Below are 21197 nucleotides of genomic sequence, written 5' to 3'. Positions count from 1 at the left end.
TCGGCACTCTTCATCAAACTGTCATCGAACTGTGGCAGCGCGCTTGAACAAACTTCATCAGACTCGCGCTCTACTGGGGTTCTGCGTTTCGGTGTTTTTCATGTTCAAGGGATTTTTTGCAATCGCGGCGTTGTTGGCCGCGGTTTTTTTCGTTCCAGCGTCCTATGCGGCGTCGCGTTGCGACGTCAATGTACCGACCGAACGGGTCGATCTGGAGCAGGTGAGCCTGGCTTACCAGAGCATCGGCCGTGCGTCGGATCCGGCGCTGTTGCTGGTGATGGGCCTGGGCGGGCAGTTGATCCACTGGCCGGATGAAGTGGTGGTTGCGCTGTGTCAGCAGGGTTTTCGGGTGATCCGTTATGACAACCGCGATGTCGGTCTGTCGACCTGGCGCCAGACGCCGGTGGAAGCCAACCTGACTTTTGAGGTGCTGCGCTACAAGCTCGGCCTGCCGGTGGCGGCGCCTTACAGCCTGACCGACATGGCCGACGATGCGCTGGGCCTGATGGACGCGTTGCACGTCGAGCAATTCCACGTGCTCGGCGCGAGCATGGGCGGGATGATTGCCCAGCACATGGCAGCGATGGCGCCGCAACGGGTCGAGAGCCTGACGCTGATCATGACCAGTTCCGGCGCCGAAGGGCTGCCGGCGCCGAGTGCGGCGCTGGTGCAATTGTTGTCACGGCGTGGCGCACCCAATCGCCAGATCGCGCTTGAGCAACAGGCCGATCTGCTGGCGGCGCTGGGCAGTCCGACGGTCGCTGATGATCGCCAGATGCTGCTGCATCAGGCGGCGCTTTCCTATGACCGGGCGTTCAACCCTGAAGGCGTGAAGCGCCAGATCATGGCAATCCTCGCCGAACCCAGTCGGGTGGCGTTGCTCAATCAACTTCGCGTCCCGACGCTGGTGGTGCATGGCACGGCGGATCCGTTGCTGCCGGTGATGCACGGCGTGCATCTGGCGGCGCACATTCGCGGCAGTCAGCTGCGGCTGATTCCGGGGCTGGCGCACCGTTTTCAGGAAGCGTTCAAGGAGCCGTTGCTGGCGGCGGTGTTGCCGTATCTGCGCGAGCATCGCGAAGACACGTCGCACTGGGCGCAGATTTTAGGCTCGGGATCTGATTTTCTCTGAATGTAGATCTTTAGTTTTATTTCTATAATTTTAGAAAGCTAGTTGAATTTGCTCTTAGCAAAGTTTTCTTATTTCATTTTTATCTTGCGAACTGTCATTTCTGACAGTGGCGTGCTTGTGGTTGTCCGTTTATTTTTATATTGCGATGACGCAATGGTTTTATAAGGAAAGTGACATGAGAAATGGAAAGTTGTGGGTGCTGGTGTTGTTTTTGCTGCAGGTAATATCGGGTCACGCTTATGCCATGACGGATGATGAAATGGAAGAGGCGTATTTGGCTGATCCCGGAAAGTTTGATGCGGCCGCAGCAGCGTGGGACGATGCTAGAAAGCCAAAACCACCAAATGCGTGTGAGACTGCCTGGAATAATAACACTGCTAATCATAGTTGCCTGACACATACGATTGCGGTTGAGCCAAATGGCAAATGCACTTTTGACTCAATTACGTGCAAGGATGGTGGGACTAATCCGACTAGTAATTGGACAGGCAACACAATTAATGAAGCTCTTTCAGTAGTGCATGTGAATTCTTCTACCACCTATCTGGATTTAACAACTACACCCGAAATAGTTGGTCATTTGAACAACTGCCGTGGGGCCCTTACAACTAGTCAATGTAAATAGCTGGACTCACGGTAAACGGTAAACGGTGACGAGCGTGATTTTTTATGCATGCAGCCGCACCCACACCGACACCAGCACTGTCGCCGCCATCAGCCACGCCACGGCCGCAACCGCCAGCGAAGCTTCGAGGCGCATGCGGTCGACCATCACGTACAGCGTCGCCAGATAGACGAAGTATGGAATGATCGACCACATGCCGAAGACGATGGTGGTCTTCAGGTCGTCGATCGAGCGGCCCTTGCCGACGATGTAGTGGGCGATCAGGGCAAAGGTCGGGAACAGCGGCACCAGCCCTGCGATGTAGTAGTTTTTGGTCTTTGCCAGCAGGGCGAGGATTACCACCACCGCCGCGCCGAGCATTGCCTTGAAAATCAGATCCACGTCGTTCTCGCTTAATGGCTCAGGCCGTATTTTTTCACTTTGTCGAACAGCGTGGTCTTGGCCATACCCAGTTCGAGGCTGGCCTGGGTCAGGTTGCCGCCGCTGCGTTGCAGGGCGTCACTGAGCAGGTTGCGTTCGAACGCTTCCACCGCTTCGGCGAACGCCAGGCCCTGACCTGTGCTGCCCGCGCCGGTTTTCTTGAACGCCGGTAAACCGAGGGCAAAACGCTCGGCGACGTTGCGCAACTCGCGCACGTTGCCCGGCCAGTCATGGCTCATCAGGCTCGACAACGTCTGGTTGTCCAGCTCCGGCAGCGCCCGGTCGAAACGCAGTGCCGATTGCTGGGTGAAGTGTTCGAACAGTTGCAGGATGTCTTCGCGGCGCTCGCGCAGGGGCGGCAGTTCCAGCGTCACCACGTTGAGGCGGTAGTACAAGTCACTGCGGAATTCCCCGGCCTTGCTCGATTCGTCGAGGTCGGACTTGGTGGCCGCAATCACCCGGCAATCCACCGCCACACTCTGGTTCGAGCCGAGGCGTTCAAGGGTGCGTTCCTGCAACACCCGCAGCAGTTTTATCTGCAACGGCAGCGGCATGCTTTCCACTTCGTCGAGGAACAGCGTGCCGCCGTCGGCGTGTTCGATCTTGCCGATCCGCCGTTTTCCGGCGCCGGTGAAGGCGTTGGCCTCGTGGCCGAAGATTTCGCTTTCGAACAGGTTTTCCGGCAGGCCTCCGCAGTTCAGCGCGACGAATTGTTTGGTGTGGCGGCGGCTGAAGTCATGCAGGCAGCGGGCGACCAGTTCCTTGCCGGTGCCGGTTTCGCCTTCGATCAATACGTTGGCCGAGGTGTCGGCGACGTTGGCGATTAGCTCGCGCAGGTTCTGCATGGCCGGCGAACGGCCGATGATCCGTCCTTCAAGGGAATCGCGTTCGGCCAGTTGCCGGCGCAGGGACGAGACTTCGCGATTCAGGCTGCGTTGCTCCAGCGCGCGGCGGGCCACATCGACCAGACGCTCAGGGGAGAACGGCTTTTCCATGAAGTCGTAGGCGCCTTTCTGCATTGCGCCGACGGCCATGGAGATGTCGCCATGCCCGGTAATCAGTACCACCGGCAGGCTGCGGTCGCGTTGCTTGAGCCGGGTCAGCAGTTCCAGACCGTCGATGCCCGGCAGGCGAATGTCGCTGATGACGATCCCGGCGAAGTTGTCGCCGACCTGCTCCAGCGCCTCTTCGGCACTGCCCACGCCGATGCACGGGATGTCTTCCAGGGTCAGCGCCTGCTGGCAGCCGAGCAGCACATGGGGATCGTCTTCGACGATCAGCACACTAAGGTCGTTGTTCATATTGGCTCGGCAGGAGTAGGGCTTACCAACGGTAAACTGAGGACGAAGGTGGTACCACCGCTGGCCGGGTGTTCAACACCCAGATGCCCGCCGGTGGCGGCGGCGAGGCTGGCCGACAGGGTCAGGCCGAGGCCCAGGCCCTGTTCGCCGGGTTTGGTGGTGAAGAATGGTTCGAACAAGTGCTTGCGCGCTTCGGCGTCGATGCCGTGGCCGTTGTCGCGCACCCGCAGGCGATATTTGCCGTTGAATTCTTCGCCTTCCAGCCACAGTTCAGGCAGCGGTTGCGCCTGCATGGCGTCGAGGGCGTTGCCGATCAGGTTGACTAGAATCTGTTCCAGACGCGTCTGGTCGATCTGCACCTGCACATCGTCGAACTGGCGATGCAGTTGCAGGGAGGCACTTTCGACGCGGGCGCCGAGCACTTGCAGCGCGGCATCCACCGCTTTGCCGAGGCTGGCGCGGCCCTTGTCGTCGCCGCGCCGGGCGAAGGAGCGCAGGCTGGCGGTGATCCGGCCCATGCGGTCGATCAGGTCGTTGATGGTCTTGAGGTTGGTGCTGGCGACATCGAGCTGACCGCGCTCAAGGAAACGGATGGTGTTGCCCGACAACGTGCGCATGGCCGCCAGCGGCTGGTTCAGTTCATGGGCGATGCTGGTGGACATCTGGCCGATGGCCGCGAGTTTACCGGCCTGCACCAGTTCGTCCTGGGCGCGGCGCAAGGTTTCTTCGGCCTGACGCCGTTCGCGGATCTGGCTCTTGAGCCGGTCGTTGCTGGCGCGCAGGTCGGCGGTGCGTTCGGTAATCCGACGCTCCAGCTGATTGTTGGCTTCCTGCAAGGCTTCGCGGGCGGCGAGGCGGGTGGCGATGACCTTGCGCCGTTCGTTCCAGGCGATCAGCAGGAACGCCACCAAGGCAAACGCCACGGCCACCAGAATCCCCTGATTGATCGCCTCGCGGCGCAGGTCCTGCAACGGGGTGAGCAGGGTGAAATTCCAGGGTGTGTCGCTCAGCGGCCGGGTTTGCGCCAGATAGCTGATGTTTTCTTCATCGCGGTCCTGTTGGCTCGGCACTTCGCTGTTGGCCGGGAAGGTGAGTTTCTCCACGCCTTCAGACAGGGTTTCCCGGGCCAGCGGTTGCAGTTCGTTCAGCGGGAACCAGTAGTACTGCAGGCTGCGGGCGAGTTTTTCCTTGGTCTCGTCGCTCAGCGGTATCACCGATTTCAGGCGCCGGGCCGGATCGCTGGAGAGAATGATGATGCCGTTTTCATCGCTGACGAAGGCTTCGAGACGCGCTCGCTGCCAGCGTTCTTCCATGGCTTCCAGACGCACCTTGACCACGGCGACGCCGATGATCTTGCCGTGTTCTTCAAGGCCGTGGGCCAGGTAATAGCCGGGTTCGCCGTTGGTGCTGCCGATCCCGTAGAACCGTCCGGGCTGGCCGCGGATGGCGTTCTGGAAGTAGGCGCGGAATGACAGGTCTTCACCGAGGTAGCTGTCGACGTCGCGCCAGTTGCTGGTGGCCATGACGCGGCCGGTGGTGTCCATGACGTAGATGGCCCGACTGCGGCTGCGCCGGTTCAGGCCTTCAAGGTAATCGTTGACCGTTTGCCGGTGTTCCGGGGTCGGGTCGCCTAGCAACTGCGAAACACTCGATTCGAGTTCCAGCAGGCTGGGCAGGTAGGTGTATTTGCTGATCTCGCTTTCGACCGCACGGGCGTGCAGTTCCAGCTGGCGCTGGCCGTTTTCGCCGAGGCTGCGGATGCCGAAATGTTCGCTGGTCCAGAAGCCGATGTAGCCCAGTCCGATCATCAGGGCGATGACCAGCGGCGGCAGGAACAGGTGGCGGATCAGACGGGGTTTCACGGCAAGTGATGGCGGCGTGGCGCGATAGAGAGTGGGGTCGCATTTCATCACAGATGCCTTGGGTCAACCACAACACAAATCTCAGGATCATCATCGATCCAATGTGGGAGCGGGCTCGCTCGCGAAAGCGCTGGGGCAGCCAACGGTGATGTTGAAAGTGCCGGCCCCTTCGCGAGCAAGCCCGCTCCCACAGTTGGGGAGCGGTGTGCGGTTTTAGTGCTGCAGGATTTTCTCGAGGAAATGCTGCGCGCGTTCGGAGCGTTGGCTGATGTCGCCAAAGAACTCTTCTTTCTTGCAGTCTTCGATGATCTTGCCGGCGTCCATGAAGATCACGCGGTCGGCCACTTTACGGGCGAAGCCCATTTCGTGGGTCACGCACATCATGGTCATGCCTTCGTGGGCCAGTTGCACCATCACGTCGAGCACTTCGTTGACCATTTCCGGGTCCAGCGCCGAGGTCGGTTCGTCGAACAGCATGACGATCGGATCCATCGCCAGCGCACGGGCGATCGCCACACGCTGTTGCTGACCGCCGGACAGTTGACCCGGGTGCTTGTGGGCGTGAGCCGACAGACCGACGCGCTCAAGCAGTTGCAGGCCTTTCTTGGTTGCCTCTTCCTTGCTGCGGCCCAGTACCTTGATCTGCGCGATGGTCAGGTTTTCGGTGATGGTCAGGTGCGGGAACAGTTCGAAATGCTGGAACACCATGCCGACGCGCGAGCGCAGTTTCGGCAGATTGGTCTTCGGATCGGCAATCGACGTGCCGTCGACCACGATGTCGCCTTTCTGGAACGGCTCCAGTGCGTTGACGCACTTGATCAGGGTCGACTTGCCCGAACCGGACGGACCGCAGACCACGATCACTTCACCTTTTTTGACCTCGGTGCTGCAATCGGTCAGCACCTGGAAGTCCCCATACCACTTGTTGATGTTCTTGATAGAGATCATACGGCGAACCTTTTTTGCAGACGCTTGACCAGCTGCGAGGCGGCAAAGCTGATGGTGAAGTACACGAGACCTGCGAAGATCAGGAACTCATTCGAGCGGCCAATGATGTCGCCACTGGCGCGCGAGGCGTTGAGGAAGTCCACCAGGCCCACGGTGTAAACCAGCGAGGTGTCCTGGAACAGGATGATGCTCTGTTGCAGCAGCAACGGGGTCATCTTGCGGAACGCCTGGGGCAGGATGATCAGGCGCATCATCTGGCCGTAGGTCATGCCCAGTGCCTGGGCGGCGCCCATCTGGCCCTTGGGAATCGACTGCACGCCGGCCCGGACGATTTCGCAGAAGTACGCCGCTTCGAACATCATGAAAGCCACGATGCACGAGGTGAATGCGCCGATCGGGGTGTCTTCGCCGGTGATCCAGCGCAGCACGAACGGCACTGCCAGGTAGAACCAGGTAATCACCAGCAGCAGCGGGATCGAACGGAAATAGTTGACGTACGCGCCGGCGATGCTCGACAGCAGTTTGCTGTGGGACAGGCGCATCAGCGCGAGAATGGTGCCGAGGATGATCCCGCCGACAACGCCCAGCGCCATCAGCTTGAGGGTCATCAGCATGCCGTTCCACAGGCCGGGAATGGCCGGAACGATGCCACTGAAATCGAATTCCATTATTTACCCCCCACGGAGATCAGGCCGGGCACGGCAACTTTCTTCTCGACCATGCGCATCAGCAGCATCAGGCTCATGTTGAGGGTGAAGTAGATCAGGGTCGCCAGGGTGAAGGCTTCAAACAGGTTGGCCGAGAATTCGGCGGTCTGTTTGGTTTGCGCCAGCAGCTCCATCAGACCGATCAGGGACGCCACGGAGGAGTTCTTGAACACGTTCAGGAATTCCGAGGTAAGCGGCGGAATGATGATCCGGTAGGCCTGTGGCAGCAGCACGTTCCAGTAGATCTGCGGCAGCTTGAAACCCATGGCGCGGGCGGCGGATTCCTGGCCCCGTGGCAGCGCCTGGATACCGGTGCGAACCTGTTCGCAGACCCGGGCGGCGGTGAACAGGCCCAGGCAGACAACAACGCTCAGGTAGGCCGAGGTGGTCGGGTTCAGATCCTGCTTGTACCAGTCCTGCAGGTTCTGCGGCAGCATGTCGGGCACCAGGAAGTACCAGATGAACAGCTGAACCAGCAGCGGCACGTTACGGAACAGTTCGACGTAGCAGGTCGCGATGCCCGCCACGATGCGGTTCGGCACGGTGCGCATGATGCCCAGCAGCGAGCCCAGCAACAGGGCAATGATCCAGGCCACGATGGCGATGGCGATGGTCCAGCCCAGGCCGGAGATGAACCAGTCGAGATAGGTCTCGCTGCCCACGCCGGTGGACTTGAAGAACACGCCCCAGTCCCAGTTGTAATTCATTAGGGTCTCCCCTCGATTCGATCGATGTACAAGTGCCCGCCTGGGGAAGATCCTTTCCCGTCTGACGTTGAACGTCAGGCACACGCGATCGGCTCGAAAACCACCAGGTCGAGTGTTCCAGTTGAAACCAGCAGGTATTAACTGTCGCCCAAGGGAGGATTGGCTCCCTCAGGTGACAAGGTTAGATCAGTGTCAGATTTTTACGTCTGGCGCAGGCTTGTCGCTCGGATTGGCGATCAGCTCTTTAACCTTTTCGCTCATCGGGAAGTTCAGGTTCAGACCCTTCGGCGGGATCGGGCTTTCGAACCACTTGCTGTAGATCTTGTTGATCTCGCCGGACTTGTAGAGCGCGACGATGGCGTCGTCTACAGCCTTCTTGAAGGCCGGGTCGTCTTTGCGAACCATACACGCGTAGGCTTCAAAGGACTGTGGAGTACCAGTGATGACCCAGTCGTCCGGCTTTTTGGCCTTGGCTTCTTCGCCGGCCAGCAGGGCGTCGTCCATCATGAAGGCGACGGCGCGGCCGCTCTCCAGCATCTGGAAGGACTCACCGTGGTCCTTGGCAGAGATGACGTTCATGCCCATCTGCTTGTCGGCGTTCATCGCCTTGATGATGCGCTCGGAGGTGGTGCCGGCGGTGGTCACGACGTTCTTGCCTTTCAGATCGGCAAAGTCGTTGTAGGACGGCTTGCCTTCCTTGTCTTTCTTGACCAGCAGGCGGGTGCCGATTTCGAAGATGTTGACGGTGAAGTCGACTTGCTGGGCGCGTTCGGCGTTGTTGGTGGTGGAGCCGCACTCGATGTCCACGGTGCCGTTCTGCACCAGAGGAATACGGGTTTGCGAGGTGACCAGGTTGTACTTGGCGTTCAGGTCAGGCTTGTTCAGGTCTTTTTTCAGGGCTTCGACGATAGCGACCTGAATGTCGTGGGAGTAGCCCACAGGTTTACCCGAAGCATCGGCGATGTAGGAGAAGGGAATGGAGCTGTCACGATGCCCGAGGGTGATGGTGCCCGAGTCGTTGATCTTCTTAAGGGTGCCGGTGAGTTCGGCAGCGAAAACTGGTGTGCTGATCAGAGCGGCAGCAATGGCTGCGCCCAGGATATGGGGAACGATGCGCATCAAATTTTCCTCGACATTGTTTTTTTTATGGAGCCGGTTGAGCGGGCCCTTTGTACTTCGAATGCCTGACGGCTCCTGTTGTGTTGGCGCAACAGGCATTCGTCGAAGGAGTGTAGAGCATGAGTCGTGCCAGACCAGTCGCCAACGATTAAGGCATTGATTTATAACGTTATTAAAGTTTTGTGATGGTGTTTTTTGGTGAATCTGATCCGGTTAACCGAATTGACCGCCAGGTCGCGTTCGGAAAACCGAACGTCCTCATTGCACCTTGTTTCAGCCTGAATGCAAAAAGCCCCTGAATCTTTCGATTCAGGGGCTTTTTGTTCAGCGACGAGCGGATCAGGCCGCTTCGATCTTGCTGCGGTTCTGCTCGACTTTGTTCAGGTACGCCGCCAGTCGCTCTTGCTCGGCCGGTGTGGTGAACAGGCCCAGTTTGCTGCGACGCCACAGGATGTCGTGTGCCGTGGTGGCCCATTCTTCGCTGCACAGGTAATCGACTTCACGGGTGTAGAGCCCGCCGCCGATGTGTTCGCCCATGTCGGCCAGGGTGTCGACGCCTTCGAGCATGCGCCAGGTGCGGCTGCCGTAGGTGGTGGCCCAGCGGCGAGCGATTTCGGTCGGAACCCAGTCGAACTTGTCGCGGATCAGCGCGCTCAGGGCCTGTGGCGTGGTCATGTCTTCGCCGCCGGGCAGGGTGGCGGTGGCCGTCCAGCTCGGGCGCATCTGGGTGAAGTACGGCATCAGCTGCGCCATCGCCGACTCGGCGAGTTTGCGGTAGGTGGTCAGCTTGCCGCCGAACACCGACAGCAGCGGTGCTTCTTCGGTGCTGCCGGACAGCGCGAGGGTGTAGTCGCGGGTCACGGCCGACGGGTTATCGGACTCATCGTTGCACAGCGGACGCACGCCCGAATAAGTGTGCAGGATGTCGTCACGGCTGATCTGCTTCTTGAAGTGGGCGTTGACCACTTTCAGCAGGTAATCGGTTTCGCCGTCGGTGATCGCCACTTTGGCCGGATCGCCGGTGTACTCGCGGTCGGTGGTGCCGATCAGCGTCAGGTTGTTCAGGTACGGAATGGTGAAAACGATGCGCTGATCTTCGTTTTGCAGGATGTGCGCGTGATCGCCTTCGTACAGTTTCGGCACGATGATGTGGCTGCCCTGGATCAGACGGATGCCGTACGGCGACTCCATCTTCAGGTCGTCACGGATGAACTTGGCGACCCACGGGCCGGCGGCGTTCACCAGCGCTTTGGCGGTGATCGAAAACAGGCTGCCGTCGGCGCGTTCCAGGTTCAGGTGCCACAAGCCCTTGGCGCGGCGGGCGCTGACGCAACGGGTCTGGGTGTGAATGTGCGCGCCTTTTTCACGGGCGGCCATGGCGTTCAGCACCACGAGGCGGGCGTCGTCGACCCAGCAATCGGAGTATTCGAAGCCTTTGCTGATTTCGCTCTTCAGTGCGCTGTCGGTGCCGAACTTCAGGCTTTTCGAGCCTGCGAGCTTTTCGCGCTTGCCGAGGTGGTCATAGAGGAACAGACCTGCACGGATCATCCACGCCGGACGCAGATGCGGGCGGTGCGGCAGCACGAAACGCATTGGCTTGACGATGTGTGGGGCCTTGGCCAGCAGCACTTCGCGTTCGGCGAGGGCTTCGCGTACCAGACGGAACTCGTAATGTTCGAGGTAGCGCAAGCCGCCGTGGATCAGCTTGCTGCTGGCCGAGGAGGTGTGGCTGGCCAGATCGTCCTTTTCGCAAAGGAACACCGAAAGACCGCGACCGGCGGCATCCGCTGCGATCCCCACGCCATTGATCCCGCCGCCAATGACGGCGATGTCGTAGATCTCGGAGATAGGGGGCGTACGCAAGGTAGATGTGGACATCGGCTGGCCTCGGGCTCTTTTGATTTTCTGTCTTGGAAATCGAACATAAATGTTCATTTGCGAAAATGGTAGCCCATAAAGACGCGCGCAGCCAGTCGACTTCGATTGAAAAAACTCATCGAAGGCCCGTGAAAGGAAAATTTTCGAACATGAAATGCGCGTCAGCGCGGATCAGGGCGCCTATGAGATCGCCTTCGCGGGCAAGCCCGCTCCCACAGGTTTTGAGTCGACCACAAGGTTTGTGAGCACAACCGACCACTGTGGGAGCGGGCTTGCCCGCGAAGGCGCCAGAACAGGCGCTGTGGATGTAAAGACGGGTTAAACGACTTCCAGGCGAATCTTGTGCTGGCTCAGCAATTGCGCCAGGGCTGGCACCGGTTGCTGATCGGTCACCAGGCAATCGATCAGGCTGATCGGGCCGAGGCGGATCATCGCGTTACGGCCGAATTTGCTGGAGTCCGCCGCCAGGATCACCTGCCGGGCATTGGCGATGATCGCCTGGGACACCCGCACTTCCTGGTAATCGAAGTCGAGCAGGCTGCCGTCTTCGTCGATGCCGCTGATGCCCACCAGCGCAAAATCGACCTTGAACTGGTTGATGAAGTCCACGCTAGCCTGACCCACCACGCCGCCGTCGCGACGCACGTTGCCGCCGGTGAGCAGCACATCGAAATCATCCTTTGCGCTGAGCATCGAAGCGACGTGCAGGTTGTTGGTGATGATCTTCAGATGGCTGTGATTGAGCAGGGCGCGGGCAATCGATTCGGTGGTGGTGCCGATATTGATGAACAGCGAGGCGTGATCGGGAATCTGCGCGGCGATGGCTTCACCGATGCGTTGCTTTTCATCGCGCATCTGATCGGCGCGCATCGCGTAGGCGGTGTTTTCGACGCTGGAGTCATAGGCGGCGCCGCCGTGGTAGCGACGCAGCAGATTGGCTTCCGCCAGTTGATTGATATCGCGGCGGATGGTTTGCGGGGTAACAACGAACAGCGTGGCCATTTCCTCGATGCTCACATAGCCGCGTTCGCGGACCAGCTCGAGGATTTGCTGCTGACGGGGAGGCAGATTCATGGGGCTTCCTTTGGGCTGCCGTGCAAAATTTGCCCATGATGACGCAGGAATCTCCTCCCGACCAGTTTCCAAACAACGTGAAAGCTACTGCGCTCGGCAATCCTGCGTTAAAAACAGGCTCGGACTGCTCATTTACAAACCCGTAAACTCCGCGTCCTCGCCTGTTTTTGCCTTGTCTTGCCTTCGCTCGCTACGCTTTCACGCTGTTTGGACCAGCCTTAGTCAGTCCTCAGACTGGCTTATTCGGCGTCTTCACGTTCCCAGTCGCGGGTACGGCTGACGGCTTTTTTCCAGCCCTTATAGAGCTTCTCTTTTGCCGCTTCGTCCAGGCTTGGTTCGAACTCGCGCTCGATCACGGCCTTGCCGCGCAATTCTTCCAGGCTGCCCCAGAAACCGCACGCCAGACCGGCCAGGTAAGCTGCACCCAGCGCCGTGGTTTCACGCATTTTCGGACGCTCGACCTGAGTGCCGAGGATGTCGGCCTGGAACTGCATGAGGAAGTTGTTCGCCACCGCGCCGCCGTCCACGCGCAGGGCCTTGAGGCGTTCGCCGGAGTCCTGTTGCATGGCATCGAGGACGTCGCGGGTCTGGTAGGCGATCGACTCCAGCGCAGCGCGGATGATGTGATCCACACGCACGCCACGGGTCAGGCCGAACAGCGCGCCACGGGCATACGGGTCCCAGTAGGGAGCGCCGAGGCCGGTGAAGGCTGGCACCAGGTAGACGCCGTTGCTGTCCTTCACTTTATTGGCGAAGTATTCGGTGTCGTGGGCGTCGTTGACGATTTTCAGTTCATCACGCAGCCACTGTACGGTCGAACCGCCGTTGAATACCGCGCCTTCCAGTGCGTAAGCCACTTCGCCGCGCGGGCCGCAGGCGATGGTGGTGAGCATGCCGTGTTGGGATTTCACGGCTTTGTCGCCGGTGTTCATCAGCAGGAAGCAACCGGTGCCGTAGGTGTTTTTCGCCTGGCCCGGCTCGACGCACATCTGGCCGAACAGCGCGGCCTGCTGGTCGCCGGCGATACCGCCGATGGCGATCCCGCTCTTGGTGCGACCGTAGATTTCCGAAGAGGCTTTGACTTCCGGCAGCATTTCGCGCGGGATGTCGAGGATCTCCAGCATCTTCGCGTCCCACTCCAGGGTGTGGATATTGAAGAGCATGGTGCGCGAGGCGTTGGTGTAGTCGGTGACGTGCACCTTGCCGCCGGTAAATTTCCAGATCAGCCAGCTGTCGACGGTGCCGAACAGCAGTTCGCCATTGCGCGCGCGCTCGCGGCTGCCTTCGACGTTGTCGAGGATCCACTTCAGTTTGGTGCCGGAGAAGTACGGGTCGGTGACCAGGCCGGTGGTGTCGCGGATGTAGTCTTCATGACCGTCGCGCTTGAGCTGCTGGCAGATCTCGGTGCTGCGGCGGCATTGCCAGACGATCGCGTTGTACACCGGGCGGCCGGTGGTCTTGTCCCAGACCACGGTGGTTTCACGCTGGTTGGTGATGCCGATGGAAGCGACCTGATCGTGATGCAGACCGGCCTGGGCCAGCGCTTCGACCATCACCGCGCTCTGGGTGGCGAAGATTTCCATCGGATCGTGTTCGACCCAACCGGCTTGCGGATAATGCTGGGCGAATTCGCGTTGTGCGGTGCAGACCACGTTCGCGTCGCGGTCGAAAATGATCGCGCGGGAGCTGGTCGTACCCTGATCGAGGGCAATGATGTAGTTTTTATTCTGAATGTCGGTCATGTCGATTGCCTTGGACGAAATAAGGGAGAGTGGGCCGTGGCGCGGGCTCTATAAGGGCAGGAGCCCGCGCCGACTGTTTCAAGAAGTTCTTGGTTTGCCGTCAATGGCCGGTTCTGCATCCTTTGTAGCAGGTGTGGCGCCGGTCAGGTGGCGGGCAATCAGCCCGCGATACCCGGCAGCGCCGAGGCAGGCACCGACAATCGGTGCAAAAATCGGAATCAGGAAATACGGGATTTCACGTGCGCCGGTGAAGGAAATTTCACCCCAGCCCGCGAAGAAAGTCATCAGTTTCGGACCGAAGTCCCGGGCCGGGTTCATCGCGAAACCGGTCAGCGGGCCCATCGAGCTGCCGATCACGGCAATCAGCAGACCGATCAGCAGCGGCGCCAGCGGGCCTTTCGGCAGGCCGTTGTTGTCGTCGGTCAGGGACATGATCACGCCCATCAGGATCGCGGTGATGATCACCTCGACCAGGAACGCCTGGGCAGTCGACAGCGCAGGGTTCGGGAAGGTGGAGAACACCGATGCCAGTTCGAGGCTGGCTTCAGTGCCACGAACCATATGGTGAGTTTGTTCGAAATCGAAGAACAGGTTGCTGTACAGCGTGTAAACCAACAGCGCGCCGCAGAAGGCGCCGGCAATCTGGGAAAGAATGTAGAACGGCAATTTGCGCTTTTCGAAGTCGGCAAAAATGCTCAGGGCGATACTGACGGCAGGGTTCAGGTGCGCGCCGGAGACACCGGCGGTGAGGTAGATCGCCATGCTCACGCCGACGCCCCAGATGATGCTGATTTCCCACAGACCGAAGCTGGCGCCCGCGACCTTGAGCGCGGCGACACAACCGGTACCGAAAAAGATCAGGAGTGCAGTACCCAGAAACTCGGCCAGGCACTGGCTCGAGAGCGAAGGTTGCTGTAACGCAGTTGTCATTGAAAACCTCGGTTTTTGTTGTTGTCTGGCGCATTGCCGACAGGGCAAGGCGCGATTTTCGCCGAGGCAGGATCCCCATCCTGTTCCCGGTTTACTGCTGGGTGCTGCGATGACGATAATTCTTGCATTATTCAGATTCGAAAAAATATAGACAAGAAACAAACCTGTCAAAGGTCGAAAGTGAACCGTCAGTCATAAATAAACTATCAGTCATGTGAATGATCCTGCGGGTCACCCGTTCTGCAGTACCGTCATCGGCCTGCAAACCCCGGGAAACGTGGCGCGTGGTAGAGCCTTTTGCACTGCTATGGCCTAAAATCCGCCGCAGGATTTTTCGCCACTGCCGAGCCCGGAGCTGCCATGACCCCTGCGTTGGACTTGTTGAAAAAAGTTCGTGCCGAACATCGCGTGCACAGTTACGAACATGACCCGAAGGCCGCGTCGTATGGCTTGGAGGCCGCGGAAAAGCTGGGGCTCGATCCGGCGCAGGTGTTCAAGACGCTGCTGGCGGCCAGTGAAAAGGGGGAGTTGCTGGTGGCCGTGGTGCCGGTCGTCGGAAGTCTCGACCTCAAGGGGCTTGCCCACGCCGCCGGAGTGAAAAAAGTCGAGATGGCCGACCCGGCCGCCGCGCAACGTTCCACCGGTTACCTGCTGGGCGGCATCAGTCCGCTGGGGCAGAAAAAACGCCTGCGCACCTTTATCGATAATTCGGCCCAGCCTTTTGCGACCATTTATGTCAGCGCCGGGCGGCGCGGGCTGGAAGTGGAATTGGCGCCGGCGGTATTGGCGGAACATACCCAGGCGAAATTTGCCGACATCGGTCGCGTTTGACATCTGTATGAAGAAAATTGGCCGGCACTGTCACTGGCGCTGATCCGGCCCACGCTGCATGCTCGTTCGACTGACACAGGGAGAAGGTTATGCAGCTCGAGTTTCATCAGGTCGACGCGTTCAGTGATCGGCCGTTCAGTGGCAATCCGGCAATGGTCTATCGGCTCGACGCGTGGCTCGCGGATGAACTGATGCAAAAGATCGCCGCCGAGCACAATCTGGCGGAAACCGCGTTTCTGGTGCGCGAAGGGCAGGCGTGGCATATCCGCTGGTTCACGCCGACCACCGAGGTGCCGCTGTGTGGCCACGCGACGCTGGCCAGCGCCTATGTGCTGTTCGAGATCTATAAGGAAACGGCCGAGCGTCTGGATTTCACCTGCAAGTCCGGGCCGTTGAGCGTCAGCCGTGAAGGTGGCCGGTTGTGGCTGGATTTTCCGGCCATTGAAGCGGTGGAGAAAGGCGTCACCGTGGAGATCGAGCGGGCGCTGAATGTCCAGGCAGTGGACGTTCTGAGTTCCAACGAGCTGTTTGTGGTGCTGGAGTCCGAGCAGGCGGTACTCGATTGCCAGCCAGACATGGTCGCCTTGGCCAAATTGCCTTGGCTCGGCGCCATCGTCACGGCTCGGGGCAATCAGCATGACTTCGTCTCGCGCTATTTCGCCCCGGCGATCGGCATCAATGAAGACCCGGTGACCGGCTCGACCCATTGCAGCCTGATTCCGTATTGGTCGAAACGTCTGGGCAAATCGAGCCTCACCGCATGCCAGCGCTCGGCGCGGGGCGGGGAGTTGTTCTGTCGGTTGGAGGGCGAGCGGGTGAAGATCGGCGGGAATGCGACGCTGGTGGCCAGCGGCACATTGATGCTGGGCTGAAGCCAAAAAACAAGGGAGCCATCAGGCTCCCTCATTATTTGTGTGCAGATCAGTGCGCGGTGCTGTAACGGCGCACGCCGTTTTCCACGGTGGGAATCTGCGCAGCCGTGCTGCCGGAGGCCTGGAACAGCACCAGATGTTCCGCCGCCACACGAATCCCGACATCCGCACCCACCTGATGGTCGGCATGGCTCGGGAAGATCGATTCCAGCTGGGCGCCGGTCGGCAGTTGCAGGCGATACAGGGTCGAGGCGCCGAGGAAGGTCTTGCCGACGATCCGCGCTTTCAATCCACTGTCCGGCGCGTAAACGATGTCGTCCGGACGCAGCAGCACATCCACCGCGCCACCGACCGGCCAGGTGTAGGCGCGATTGCCGCGCAATTCGCCGAGTTCGGTCTGCACCGATTCCGGGCTGCCGAGCTGACCGCGAATGAAGTAACCCTGACCGATAAAGCTGGCCACAAACGGCGTCGCCGGCTCGTGATAGAGGTTGTACGGCGTGTCCCACTGCTCCAGCCGGCCTTCCTTGAACACGCCGACGTGATCGCTGACGGCGAAGGCTTCTTCCTGATCGTGAGTCACCAGAATCGCGCTGGTGCCACGGGCCTTTAGGATGTCGCGTACTTCGTGGCTGAGCTTGCGGCGCAATTCGCCATCGAGGTTGGAGAACGGCTCGTCGAGCAGCAGCAGTTGCGGCTCCGGCGCCAGGGCGCGGGCGAGGGCGACACGTTGTTGCTGACCACCGGACAACTCGTGGGGGAAGCGTTTGCCGAGGTTCTTCAGGTTGACCAGTTCCAGCAGCTCTTCGGTGACGCGCTCCTTGTTCGGGTGCTTGCGGATGCCGAAGGCGATGTTGTCCGCAACACTCAGATGCGGGAACAGCGCGTAGTCCTGGAACACCATGCCGATCCGGCGTTTTTCCGGAGCGAGGGTGAAACCGGCGCTGGAGATCACCTCACCGCCGAGAGATATTTCCCCTTCGTGCACCGGTTCGAAACCGGCAATCGCGCGAAGGGTGGTGGTCTTGCCGCAGCCCGAGGAACCGAGCAGGCAGCCGATGTCGCCGGCGTTGAGGTGCAGATTGAGGTTCTGCACCACACGTTGATCTTGATAACCGCAAGCGAGGTTGCGCAGGTTCAGCAGTAATTCATGGCTCATGCGTGGTGATATGCCGGTTCTACAAGGAACTCGAGCAGGGCCTTCTGTGCGTGGAGACGGTTTTCTGCCTGATCCCAAGCGACGGAGCGTGGGTCATCGAGCAGGTCGAGACTGATTTCTTCGCCGCGGTGTGCGGGAAGGCAGTGCAGGAATAACACGTCCTCGGCCGCGAGGTCGAGCAGGGCACGGGTGACCTGGTACGGCGCGAACAGTTTGAGGCGCTTGGCGGTTTCCTCTTCCTGACCCATGGAGGTCCAGACGTCGGTGCTCACCAGATGCGCGCCGCGCACGGCGTCTTTCGGGTCGCGGACGATGGTCACGCGGTCACCGGCCTTGGCCACGAATTCAGGGTTTGGTTCATAGCCTTCCGGGCAGGCCACGCGCAACTGGAAGTCGAACTGGATGGCCGCTTCTATATAGCTGTTGCACATGTTGTTGCCGTCGCCGATCCAGGCCACGGTCTTGCCCTGGATCGAGCCGCGGTGCTCGAGGAAGGTCTGCATGTCGGCCAGCAACTGGCACGGGTGCAGGTCATCGGACAGGCCGTTGATCACCGGCACGCGGGAGTTGGCAGCGAATTCGGTCAGGGTGCTGTGGGCAAAGGTACGGATCATCACCGCATCGAGCATGCTCGACATGACGATGGCGCAGTCGCCGATCGGCTCGCCACGGCCCAGCTGGGTGTCGCGCGGCGACAGGAAGATCGCCTGGCCGCCGAGCTGGATCATGCCGGCCTCGAAGGAGATCCGGGTACGGGTCGAGGATTTTTCGAAGATCATCCCCAGGACGCGGTTTTTCAGAGGCTCGAACAGTACGCCGCGGTTACGCAGGTCCTTGAGCTCAACGCCTCGACGGATCACGCTGACCAGCTCTTCGGGCGTGCAATCCATCAGGGAGAGAAAGTGCCTTGCGCTCATCATTGACTACCTTTTTGCTACAAACCGCAGATGCTCAAAGCCTTGTTTATCGGAACAACGGGCGAGACCTGCGGCGTAAGCCGCACGGGGGCGACGAAATAGGGGAAGGCGCGATATTGACACTAAATGTCGCGTTTTTCCAATAGGCTACGGTTTTTGCAGAAATGCGCCGGGGTGAGAACAGTGCCAGCACTGTGATTTCCGGTCAGTTTTCGAGAGGGCAACGGGGCATTTGTACACTGGCCCCACCGGGCTTGGCAATCAGGCGCGGCGGGGATGGCACGGCTCTGGTCGGTTTGCGACCCGTGAGCCACCGGTTCGCTTGGTCGGATGCGCAGGCTGAAACATTTGCTAAAGCAAAGTGCTGGGTTATAAATAAACCACGAGCGACGCAGGAAGCCTCCGCATGGAATCGAAAGAAAAACTGTTAATGGAACTGCTGGGCCACACGGCACGCTCATTGACCCACCTCACCGCCTCGATGACCTCGATGTCCTTCGAACTGCTGCGCAGTGATGACGACGTGGTCAAGGCCGCCAGCCGGCAGATGATCGACCGCATGGCGACCATCAGCGCCGGGCTCGACGAGCACTGGCGACTGATCGGCGAACTCACCGGCGTCCACGTCGCCCACGAGCAGATCGAGACCATCCAGGAAATCCAGCTGGCCGCGCCGCCCCAGCTTCCGGCGAACTGACGCGTCTATCGGCGGGCCTGATGGCCGCCGATTCACAAGACGAACGTCGCTGGCGCTGCACCGGGTCGCGGGCCATAGTTTTGTTCCCGCAGGCGTGATTGCCTGCCCAGAACAAGACAGAGACTGGCCATGACCAAGACTCTCCATCACCGTGCCTGCCACCTGTGTGAAGCCATCTGCGGCTTGACCATCGAAACCACCGAAACCGACGGCCAGGTGCAGATCACCTCGATCAAGGGCGACGCCCTGGACACGTTCAGTCGCGGGCACATCTGCCCCAAGGCCGTGGCGCTGCAAGATATCCAGAATGATCCGGATCGCCTGCGCCAGCCGATGCGCCGGGTCGGCAGCGAGTGGCTGCCGATAGAGTGGGAAGAAGCGTTCGAACTGGTGGCCGAAAAACTCTCGGCCATTCAGGAGCGTCACGGGCAGAACGCGGTTGCCGTGTATCAGGGCAACCCCAGCGTGCATAACTACGGGCTGATGACCCACAGCAATTACTTCCTCGGCCTGTTGAAAACCCGCAACCGCTATTCGGCGACGTCGGTCGATCAACTGCCCCATCACCTGACCAGCTACCTGATGTACGGCCACGGCCTGCTGCTGCCGATCCCGGACATCGATCACACCGATTTCATGCTGATTCTGGGCGGTAATCCGCTGGCGTCCAACGGCAGCATCATGACCGTGCCGGATGTCGAGAAGCGTCTGAAGGCGATTCAGGCCCGGGGCGGCAAAGTGGTGGTGGTCGATCCACGGCGCAGCGAGACGGCGGCGATGGCCGATCAGCATCTGTTCGTGCGTCCGGGTGGAGATGCGGCGTTGTTGTTTGGTGTGCTCAATACGCTGTTCAGCGAAGGGCTGACGTCTGAAAGTCATTTGCCGGTGGACGGTCTGGACGAAGTGCGCGCAGCGGTGGCGGGGTTCACTGCCGAAGCCATGAGTCCGTTGTGCGCGGTTCCTGCCGAGCAGATCCGCCAGTTGGCCCGGGACTTCGCCGCCGCGCCAAGCGCCGTTTGTTATGGCCGGATGGGCGTTTCCACTCAGGCCTTCGGCACGCTGTGCCATTGGGTCGTGCAGTTGATCAATCTGGTCACCGGCAACCTGGACCGCATTGGCGGTGCCTTGTGCACCGAGCCGGCGGTGGATCTGGTGGCCTCGACTTCGGGCGGGCACTTTAATAAATGGCAGAGCCGCGTGTCCGGGCGTCCGGAATACGGCGGAGAGCTGCCAGTCTCGGCGCTGGCCGAAGAAATACTCACCGAGGGCGAGGGGCAGATTCGCGCGCTGATCACCGTGGCCGGCAATCCGGTGCTGTCCACACCCAACGGCCGGCAACTGGAGCAGGCGCTGGACGGGCTGGAGTTCATGGTCAGCGTCGATCTGTACATCAACGAAACCACGCGCTATGCCGACCTGATCCTGCCGTCGACCTCGGCGCTGGAGAACGATCACTACGACACCACCTTCAACCTGTTCGCGGTGCGCAACGTCACCCGGTTCAACCGGGCAATCCTCGCCAAACCCGAAGGGGCGCTGCACGACTGGGAAATCTTCGTCGGGCTGGCCAAGGCCTTTGCCGCGAAGACCGGCAAGGAGCTGAAGCCGACGATTCCGCCGGCGAAGATGATCGACATGGGGTTGCGCACGGGCTTGTATGGCGATGCATCCGAGCAAAAATTGTCGCTTGCGACGCTGTTCGATCATCCGCACGGTGTCGACTTGGGAGCGCTCAAACCCAACCTGACCGCGCGGTTGAAGACTGCCAATCAACGGGTTCAGGCGGCACCGCCGGAAATCCTCGCCGACTTGGCGCGTTTCGCCGCGTTGCAGGCGCCGGCCGCCGATGAGCTATTGATGATCGGCCGCCGCCATGTGCGCAGCAACAATTCCTGGATGCACAACTATCATCGGTTGGTGAAGGGCAAGCCGCGTCATCAGTTGTTGATGAACCCGGACGATCTCGCCAGTCGCGGGCTCAGTGATGGTCAGCTTGTGCGCGTGAGTTCACGGGTCGGCCAGATCGAGGTCGAAGTGCTGGCCAGCGCGGACATGATGAAGGGCGTAGTCAGCCTGCCGCATGGATGGGGTCATGCCCGGCCGGGCGTGCAGATGGCGATTGCCAGTGGCCAGCCGGGCTCCAGCGCCAACGATCTGACCGATGAATGCCAGCTCGACGAGCTGTCAGGCAACGCGGCGCTCAATGGCGTGCCGGTGACGGTGGCGGCGGCTTGAGCAAGTCTGTCGGGGAGACCGAGCAGGGCGCTCGGGATTCC

Annotated in this window: 19 protein-coding genes; 6 read left to right on the top strand and 13 right to left on the bottom strand. The window is 60.3% G+C overall.

Features of this window, described 5'->3' with window-relative positions:
* The first annotated feature begins 100 nt into the window (after positions 1–100).
* Together CAF63_RS08990 and CAF63_RS28345 are read left to right on the top strand one after the other, a co-directional pair.
* A complete protein-coding gene (locus CAF63_RS08990) occupies positions 101–1132 on the top strand; it encodes an alpha/beta fold hydrolase (RefSeq protein ID WP_085684531.1) in 1032 nt (343 codons plus the stop codon).
* Between the two features lie 175 nt (positions 1133–1307).
* A complete protein-coding gene (locus CAF63_RS28345; protein WP_143492438.1) occupies positions 1308–1757 on the top strand; it encodes a hypothetical protein in 450 nt (149 codons plus the stop codon).
* Positions 1758–1799: 42 nt separating this feature from the next.
* Here the strand turns inward: CAF63_RS28345 and CAF63_RS08985 are convergent, their stop codons facing one another.
* The 11 genes from CAF63_RS08985 to CAF63_RS08935 form a co-directional block, all read right to left on the bottom strand.
* Positions 1800–2129 (bottom strand): GlpM family protein, encoded by a 330-nt coding sequence (locus CAF63_RS08985; protein WP_178081283.1) that lies wholly within the window; start codon positions 2127–2129, stop codon positions 1800–1802.
* 20 nt (positions 2130–2149) lie between these two features.
* Complete coding sequence (locus CAF63_RS08980) at positions 2150–3478, bottom strand: sigma-54 dependent transcriptional regulator (RefSeq protein ID WP_085684527.1); 1329 nt, start codon at positions 3476–3478, stop codon at positions 2150–2152.
* On the bottom strand, positions 3475–5388 hold the full coding sequence (locus tag CAF63_RS08975; RefSeq protein ID WP_085684525.1) for a sensor histidine kinase: 1914 nt from the start codon (positions 5386–5388) through the stop codon (positions 3475–3477). Before CAF63_RS08975 ends, CAF63_RS08980 begins: the two co-directional genes overlap by 4 nt.
* A gap of 165 nt (positions 5389–5553) precedes the next feature.
* Positions 5554–6288: an amino acid ABC transporter ATP-binding protein gene (locus CAF63_RS08970; RefSeq protein ID WP_007953170.1), complete on the bottom strand. Its 735-nt coding sequence runs from the start codon at positions 6286–6288 to the stop codon at positions 5554–5556.
* Positions 6285–6956: an amino acid ABC transporter permease gene (locus tag CAF63_RS08965; protein ID WP_085684524.1), complete on the bottom strand. Its 672-nt coding sequence runs from the start codon at positions 6954–6956 to the stop codon at positions 6285–6287. The genes CAF63_RS08970 and CAF63_RS08965 overlap by 4 nt, the downstream gene beginning before the upstream one ends.
* Entirely contained in the window at positions 6956–7702 is a 747-nt protein-coding gene (locus tag CAF63_RS08960) for an amino acid ABC transporter permease (RefSeq protein ID WP_085684522.1), read from the bottom strand. Before CAF63_RS08960 ends, CAF63_RS08965 begins: the two co-directional genes overlap by 1 nt.
* A 192-nt stretch (positions 7703–7894) precedes the next feature.
* Entirely contained in the window at positions 7895–8821 is a 927-nt protein-coding gene (locus CAF63_RS08955; protein ID WP_085684520.1) for a glutamate/aspartate ABC transporter substrate-binding protein, read from the bottom strand.
* 339 nt (positions 8822–9160) lie between these two features.
* Positions 9161–10699, bottom strand: a complete 1539-nt coding sequence (gene glpD, locus CAF63_RS08950) for a glycerol-3-phosphate dehydrogenase (protein ID WP_085684518.1) — start codon at positions 10697–10699, stop codon at positions 9161–9163.
* A gap of 318 nt (positions 10700–11017) precedes the next feature.
* Entirely contained in the window at positions 11018–11773 is a 756-nt protein-coding gene (locus CAF63_RS08945) for a DeoR/GlpR family transcriptional regulator (RefSeq protein WP_007953179.1), read from the bottom strand.
* 239 nt (positions 11774–12012) lie between these two features.
* Positions 12013–13515: a glycerol kinase GlpK gene (glpK, locus tag CAF63_RS08940; protein ID WP_085684516.1), complete on the bottom strand. Its 1503-nt coding sequence runs from the start codon at positions 13513–13515 to the stop codon at positions 12013–12015.
* Between the two features lie 78 nt (positions 13516–13593).
* Positions 13594–14445 carry an MIP/aquaporin family protein gene (locus tag CAF63_RS08935; RefSeq protein ID WP_085684514.1) on the bottom strand — a complete coding sequence of 284 codons (852 nt, stop codon included), beginning with the start codon at positions 14443–14445 and terminating at the stop codon, positions 13594–13596.
* 360 nt (positions 14446–14805) lie between these two features.
* Here CAF63_RS08935 and ybaK point away from each other — a divergent pair, with 360 nt between their 5' ends.
* Positions 14806–15276 (top strand): Cys-tRNA(Pro) deacylase, encoded by a 471-nt coding sequence (gene ybaK / locus CAF63_RS08930; RefSeq protein ID WP_085684512.1) that lies wholly within the window; start codon positions 14806–14808, stop codon positions 15274–15276.
* A gap of 89 nt (positions 15277–15365) precedes the next feature.
* Positions 15366–16148, top strand: coding sequence for a PhzF family phenazine biosynthesis protein (locus tag CAF63_RS08925; RefSeq protein WP_007953185.1), 783 nt, complete (start codon positions 15366–15368; stop codon positions 16146–16148).
* 49 nt (positions 16149–16197) lie between these two features.
* Here CAF63_RS08925 and CAF63_RS08920 read toward each other — a convergent pair whose 3' ends face one another.
* Positions 16198–17307: an ABC transporter ATP-binding protein gene (locus CAF63_RS08920; protein WP_085684510.1), complete on the bottom strand. Its 1110-nt coding sequence runs from the start codon at positions 17305–17307 to the stop codon at positions 16198–16200.
* Positions 17304–18224 carry an ornithine carbamoyltransferase gene (gene argF / locus CAF63_RS08915; protein WP_045121707.1) on the bottom strand — a complete coding sequence of 307 codons (921 nt, stop codon included), beginning with the start codon at positions 18222–18224 and terminating at the stop codon, positions 17304–17306. The genes CAF63_RS08920 and argF overlap by 4 nt, the downstream gene beginning before the upstream one ends.
* A 406-nt stretch (positions 18225–18630) precedes the next feature.
* On the opposite strand from argF, the gene CAF63_RS08910 reads away from it, so the two are divergent.
* Both CAF63_RS08910 and CAF63_RS08905 read left to right on the top strand, forming a co-directional pair.
* Positions 18631–18921, top strand: coding sequence for a hypothetical protein (locus CAF63_RS08910; protein WP_007953190.1), 291 nt, complete (start codon positions 18631–18633; stop codon positions 18919–18921).
* Between the two features lie 129 nt (positions 18922–19050).
* Positions 19051–21156 (top strand): molybdopterin oxidoreductase family protein, encoded by a 2106-nt coding sequence (locus CAF63_RS08905; RefSeq protein WP_085684508.1) that lies wholly within the window; start codon positions 19051–19053, stop codon positions 21154–21156.
* Positions 21157–21197 lie beyond the last annotated feature (41 nt).

It is taken from the genome of Pseudomonas sp. B20(2017) (assembly GCF_002113125.1).
Taxonomy (GTDB): Bacteria; Pseudomonadota; Gammaproteobacteria; order Pseudomonadales; family Pseudomonadaceae; genus Aquipseudomonas.
Note: the sequence above shows the minus strand (reverse complement) of the source record. Positions and strands in the feature narration are given on the sequence as shown.

Excerpts from the sequence above, each read along its gene's own strand:
- ybaK (WP_085684512.1), top strand. The coding sequence starts at position 14,806 with ATGACCCCTGCGTTGGACTTGTTGAAAAAAGTTCGTGCCGAACATCGC.
- CAF63_RS08925 (WP_007953185.1), top strand. The coding sequence starts at position 15,366 with ATGCAGCTCGAGTTTCATCAGGTCGACGCGTTCAGTGATCGGCCGTTC.
- CAF63_RS08960 (WP_085684522.1), bottom strand. The coding sequence starts at position 7,702 with ATGAATTACAACTGGGACTGGGGCGTGTTCTTCAAGTCCACCGGCGTG.
- CAF63_RS08920 (WP_085684510.1), bottom strand. The coding sequence starts at position 17,307 with ATGAGCCATGAATTACTGCTGAACCTGCGCAACCTCGCTTGCGGTTAT.
- glpD (WP_085684518.1), bottom strand. The coding sequence starts at position 10,699 with ATGTCCACATCTACCTTGCGTACGCCCCCTATCTCCGAGATCTACGAC.
- glpK (WP_085684516.1), bottom strand. The coding sequence starts at position 13,515 with ATGACCGACATTCAGAATAAAAACTACATCATTGCCCTCGATCAGGGT.
- CAF63_RS08975 (WP_085684525.1), bottom strand. The coding sequence starts at position 5,388 with ATGAAATGCGACCCCACTCTCTATCGCGCCACGCCGCCATCACTTGCC.
- argF (WP_045121707.1), bottom strand. The coding sequence starts at position 18,224 with ATGAGCGCAAGGCACTTTCTCTCCCTGATGGATTGCACGCCCGAAGAG.
- CAF63_RS08965 (WP_085684524.1), bottom strand. The coding sequence starts at position 6,956 with ATGGAATTCGATTTCAGTGGCATCGTTCCGGCCATTCCCGGCCTGTGG.
- CAF63_RS08990 (WP_085684531.1), top strand. The coding sequence starts at position 101 with ATGTTCAAGGGATTTTTTGCAATCGCGGCGTTGTTGGCCGCGGTTTTT.
- CAF63_RS28345 (WP_143492438.1), top strand. The coding sequence starts at position 1,308 with ATGAGAAATGGAAAGTTGTGGGTGCTGGTGTTGTTTTTGCTGCAGGTA.
- CAF63_RS08970 (WP_007953170.1), bottom strand. The coding sequence starts at position 6,288 with ATGATCTCTATCAAGAACATCAACAAGTGGTATGGGGACTTCCAGGTG.
- CAF63_RS08955 (WP_085684520.1), bottom strand. The coding sequence starts at position 8,821 with ATGCGCATCGTTCCCCATATCCTGGGCGCAGCCATTGCTGCCGCTCTG.
- CAF63_RS08935 (WP_085684514.1), bottom strand. The coding sequence starts at position 14,445 with ATGACAACTGCGTTACAGCAACCTTCGCTCTCGAGCCAGTGCCTGGCC.
- CAF63_RS08945 (WP_007953179.1), bottom strand. The coding sequence starts at position 11,773 with ATGAATCTGCCTCCCCGTCAGCAGCAAATCCTCGAGCTGGTCCGCGAA.
- CAF63_RS08980 (WP_085684527.1), bottom strand. The coding sequence starts at position 3,478 with ATGAACAACGACCTTAGTGTGCTGATCGTCGAAGACGATCCCCATGTG.
- CAF63_RS08910 (WP_007953190.1), top strand. The coding sequence starts at position 18,631 with ATGGAATCGAAAGAAAAACTGTTAATGGAACTGCTGGGCCACACGGCA.
- CAF63_RS08905 (WP_085684508.1), top strand. The coding sequence starts at position 19,051 with ATGACCAAGACTCTCCATCACCGTGCCTGCCACCTGTGTGAAGCCATC.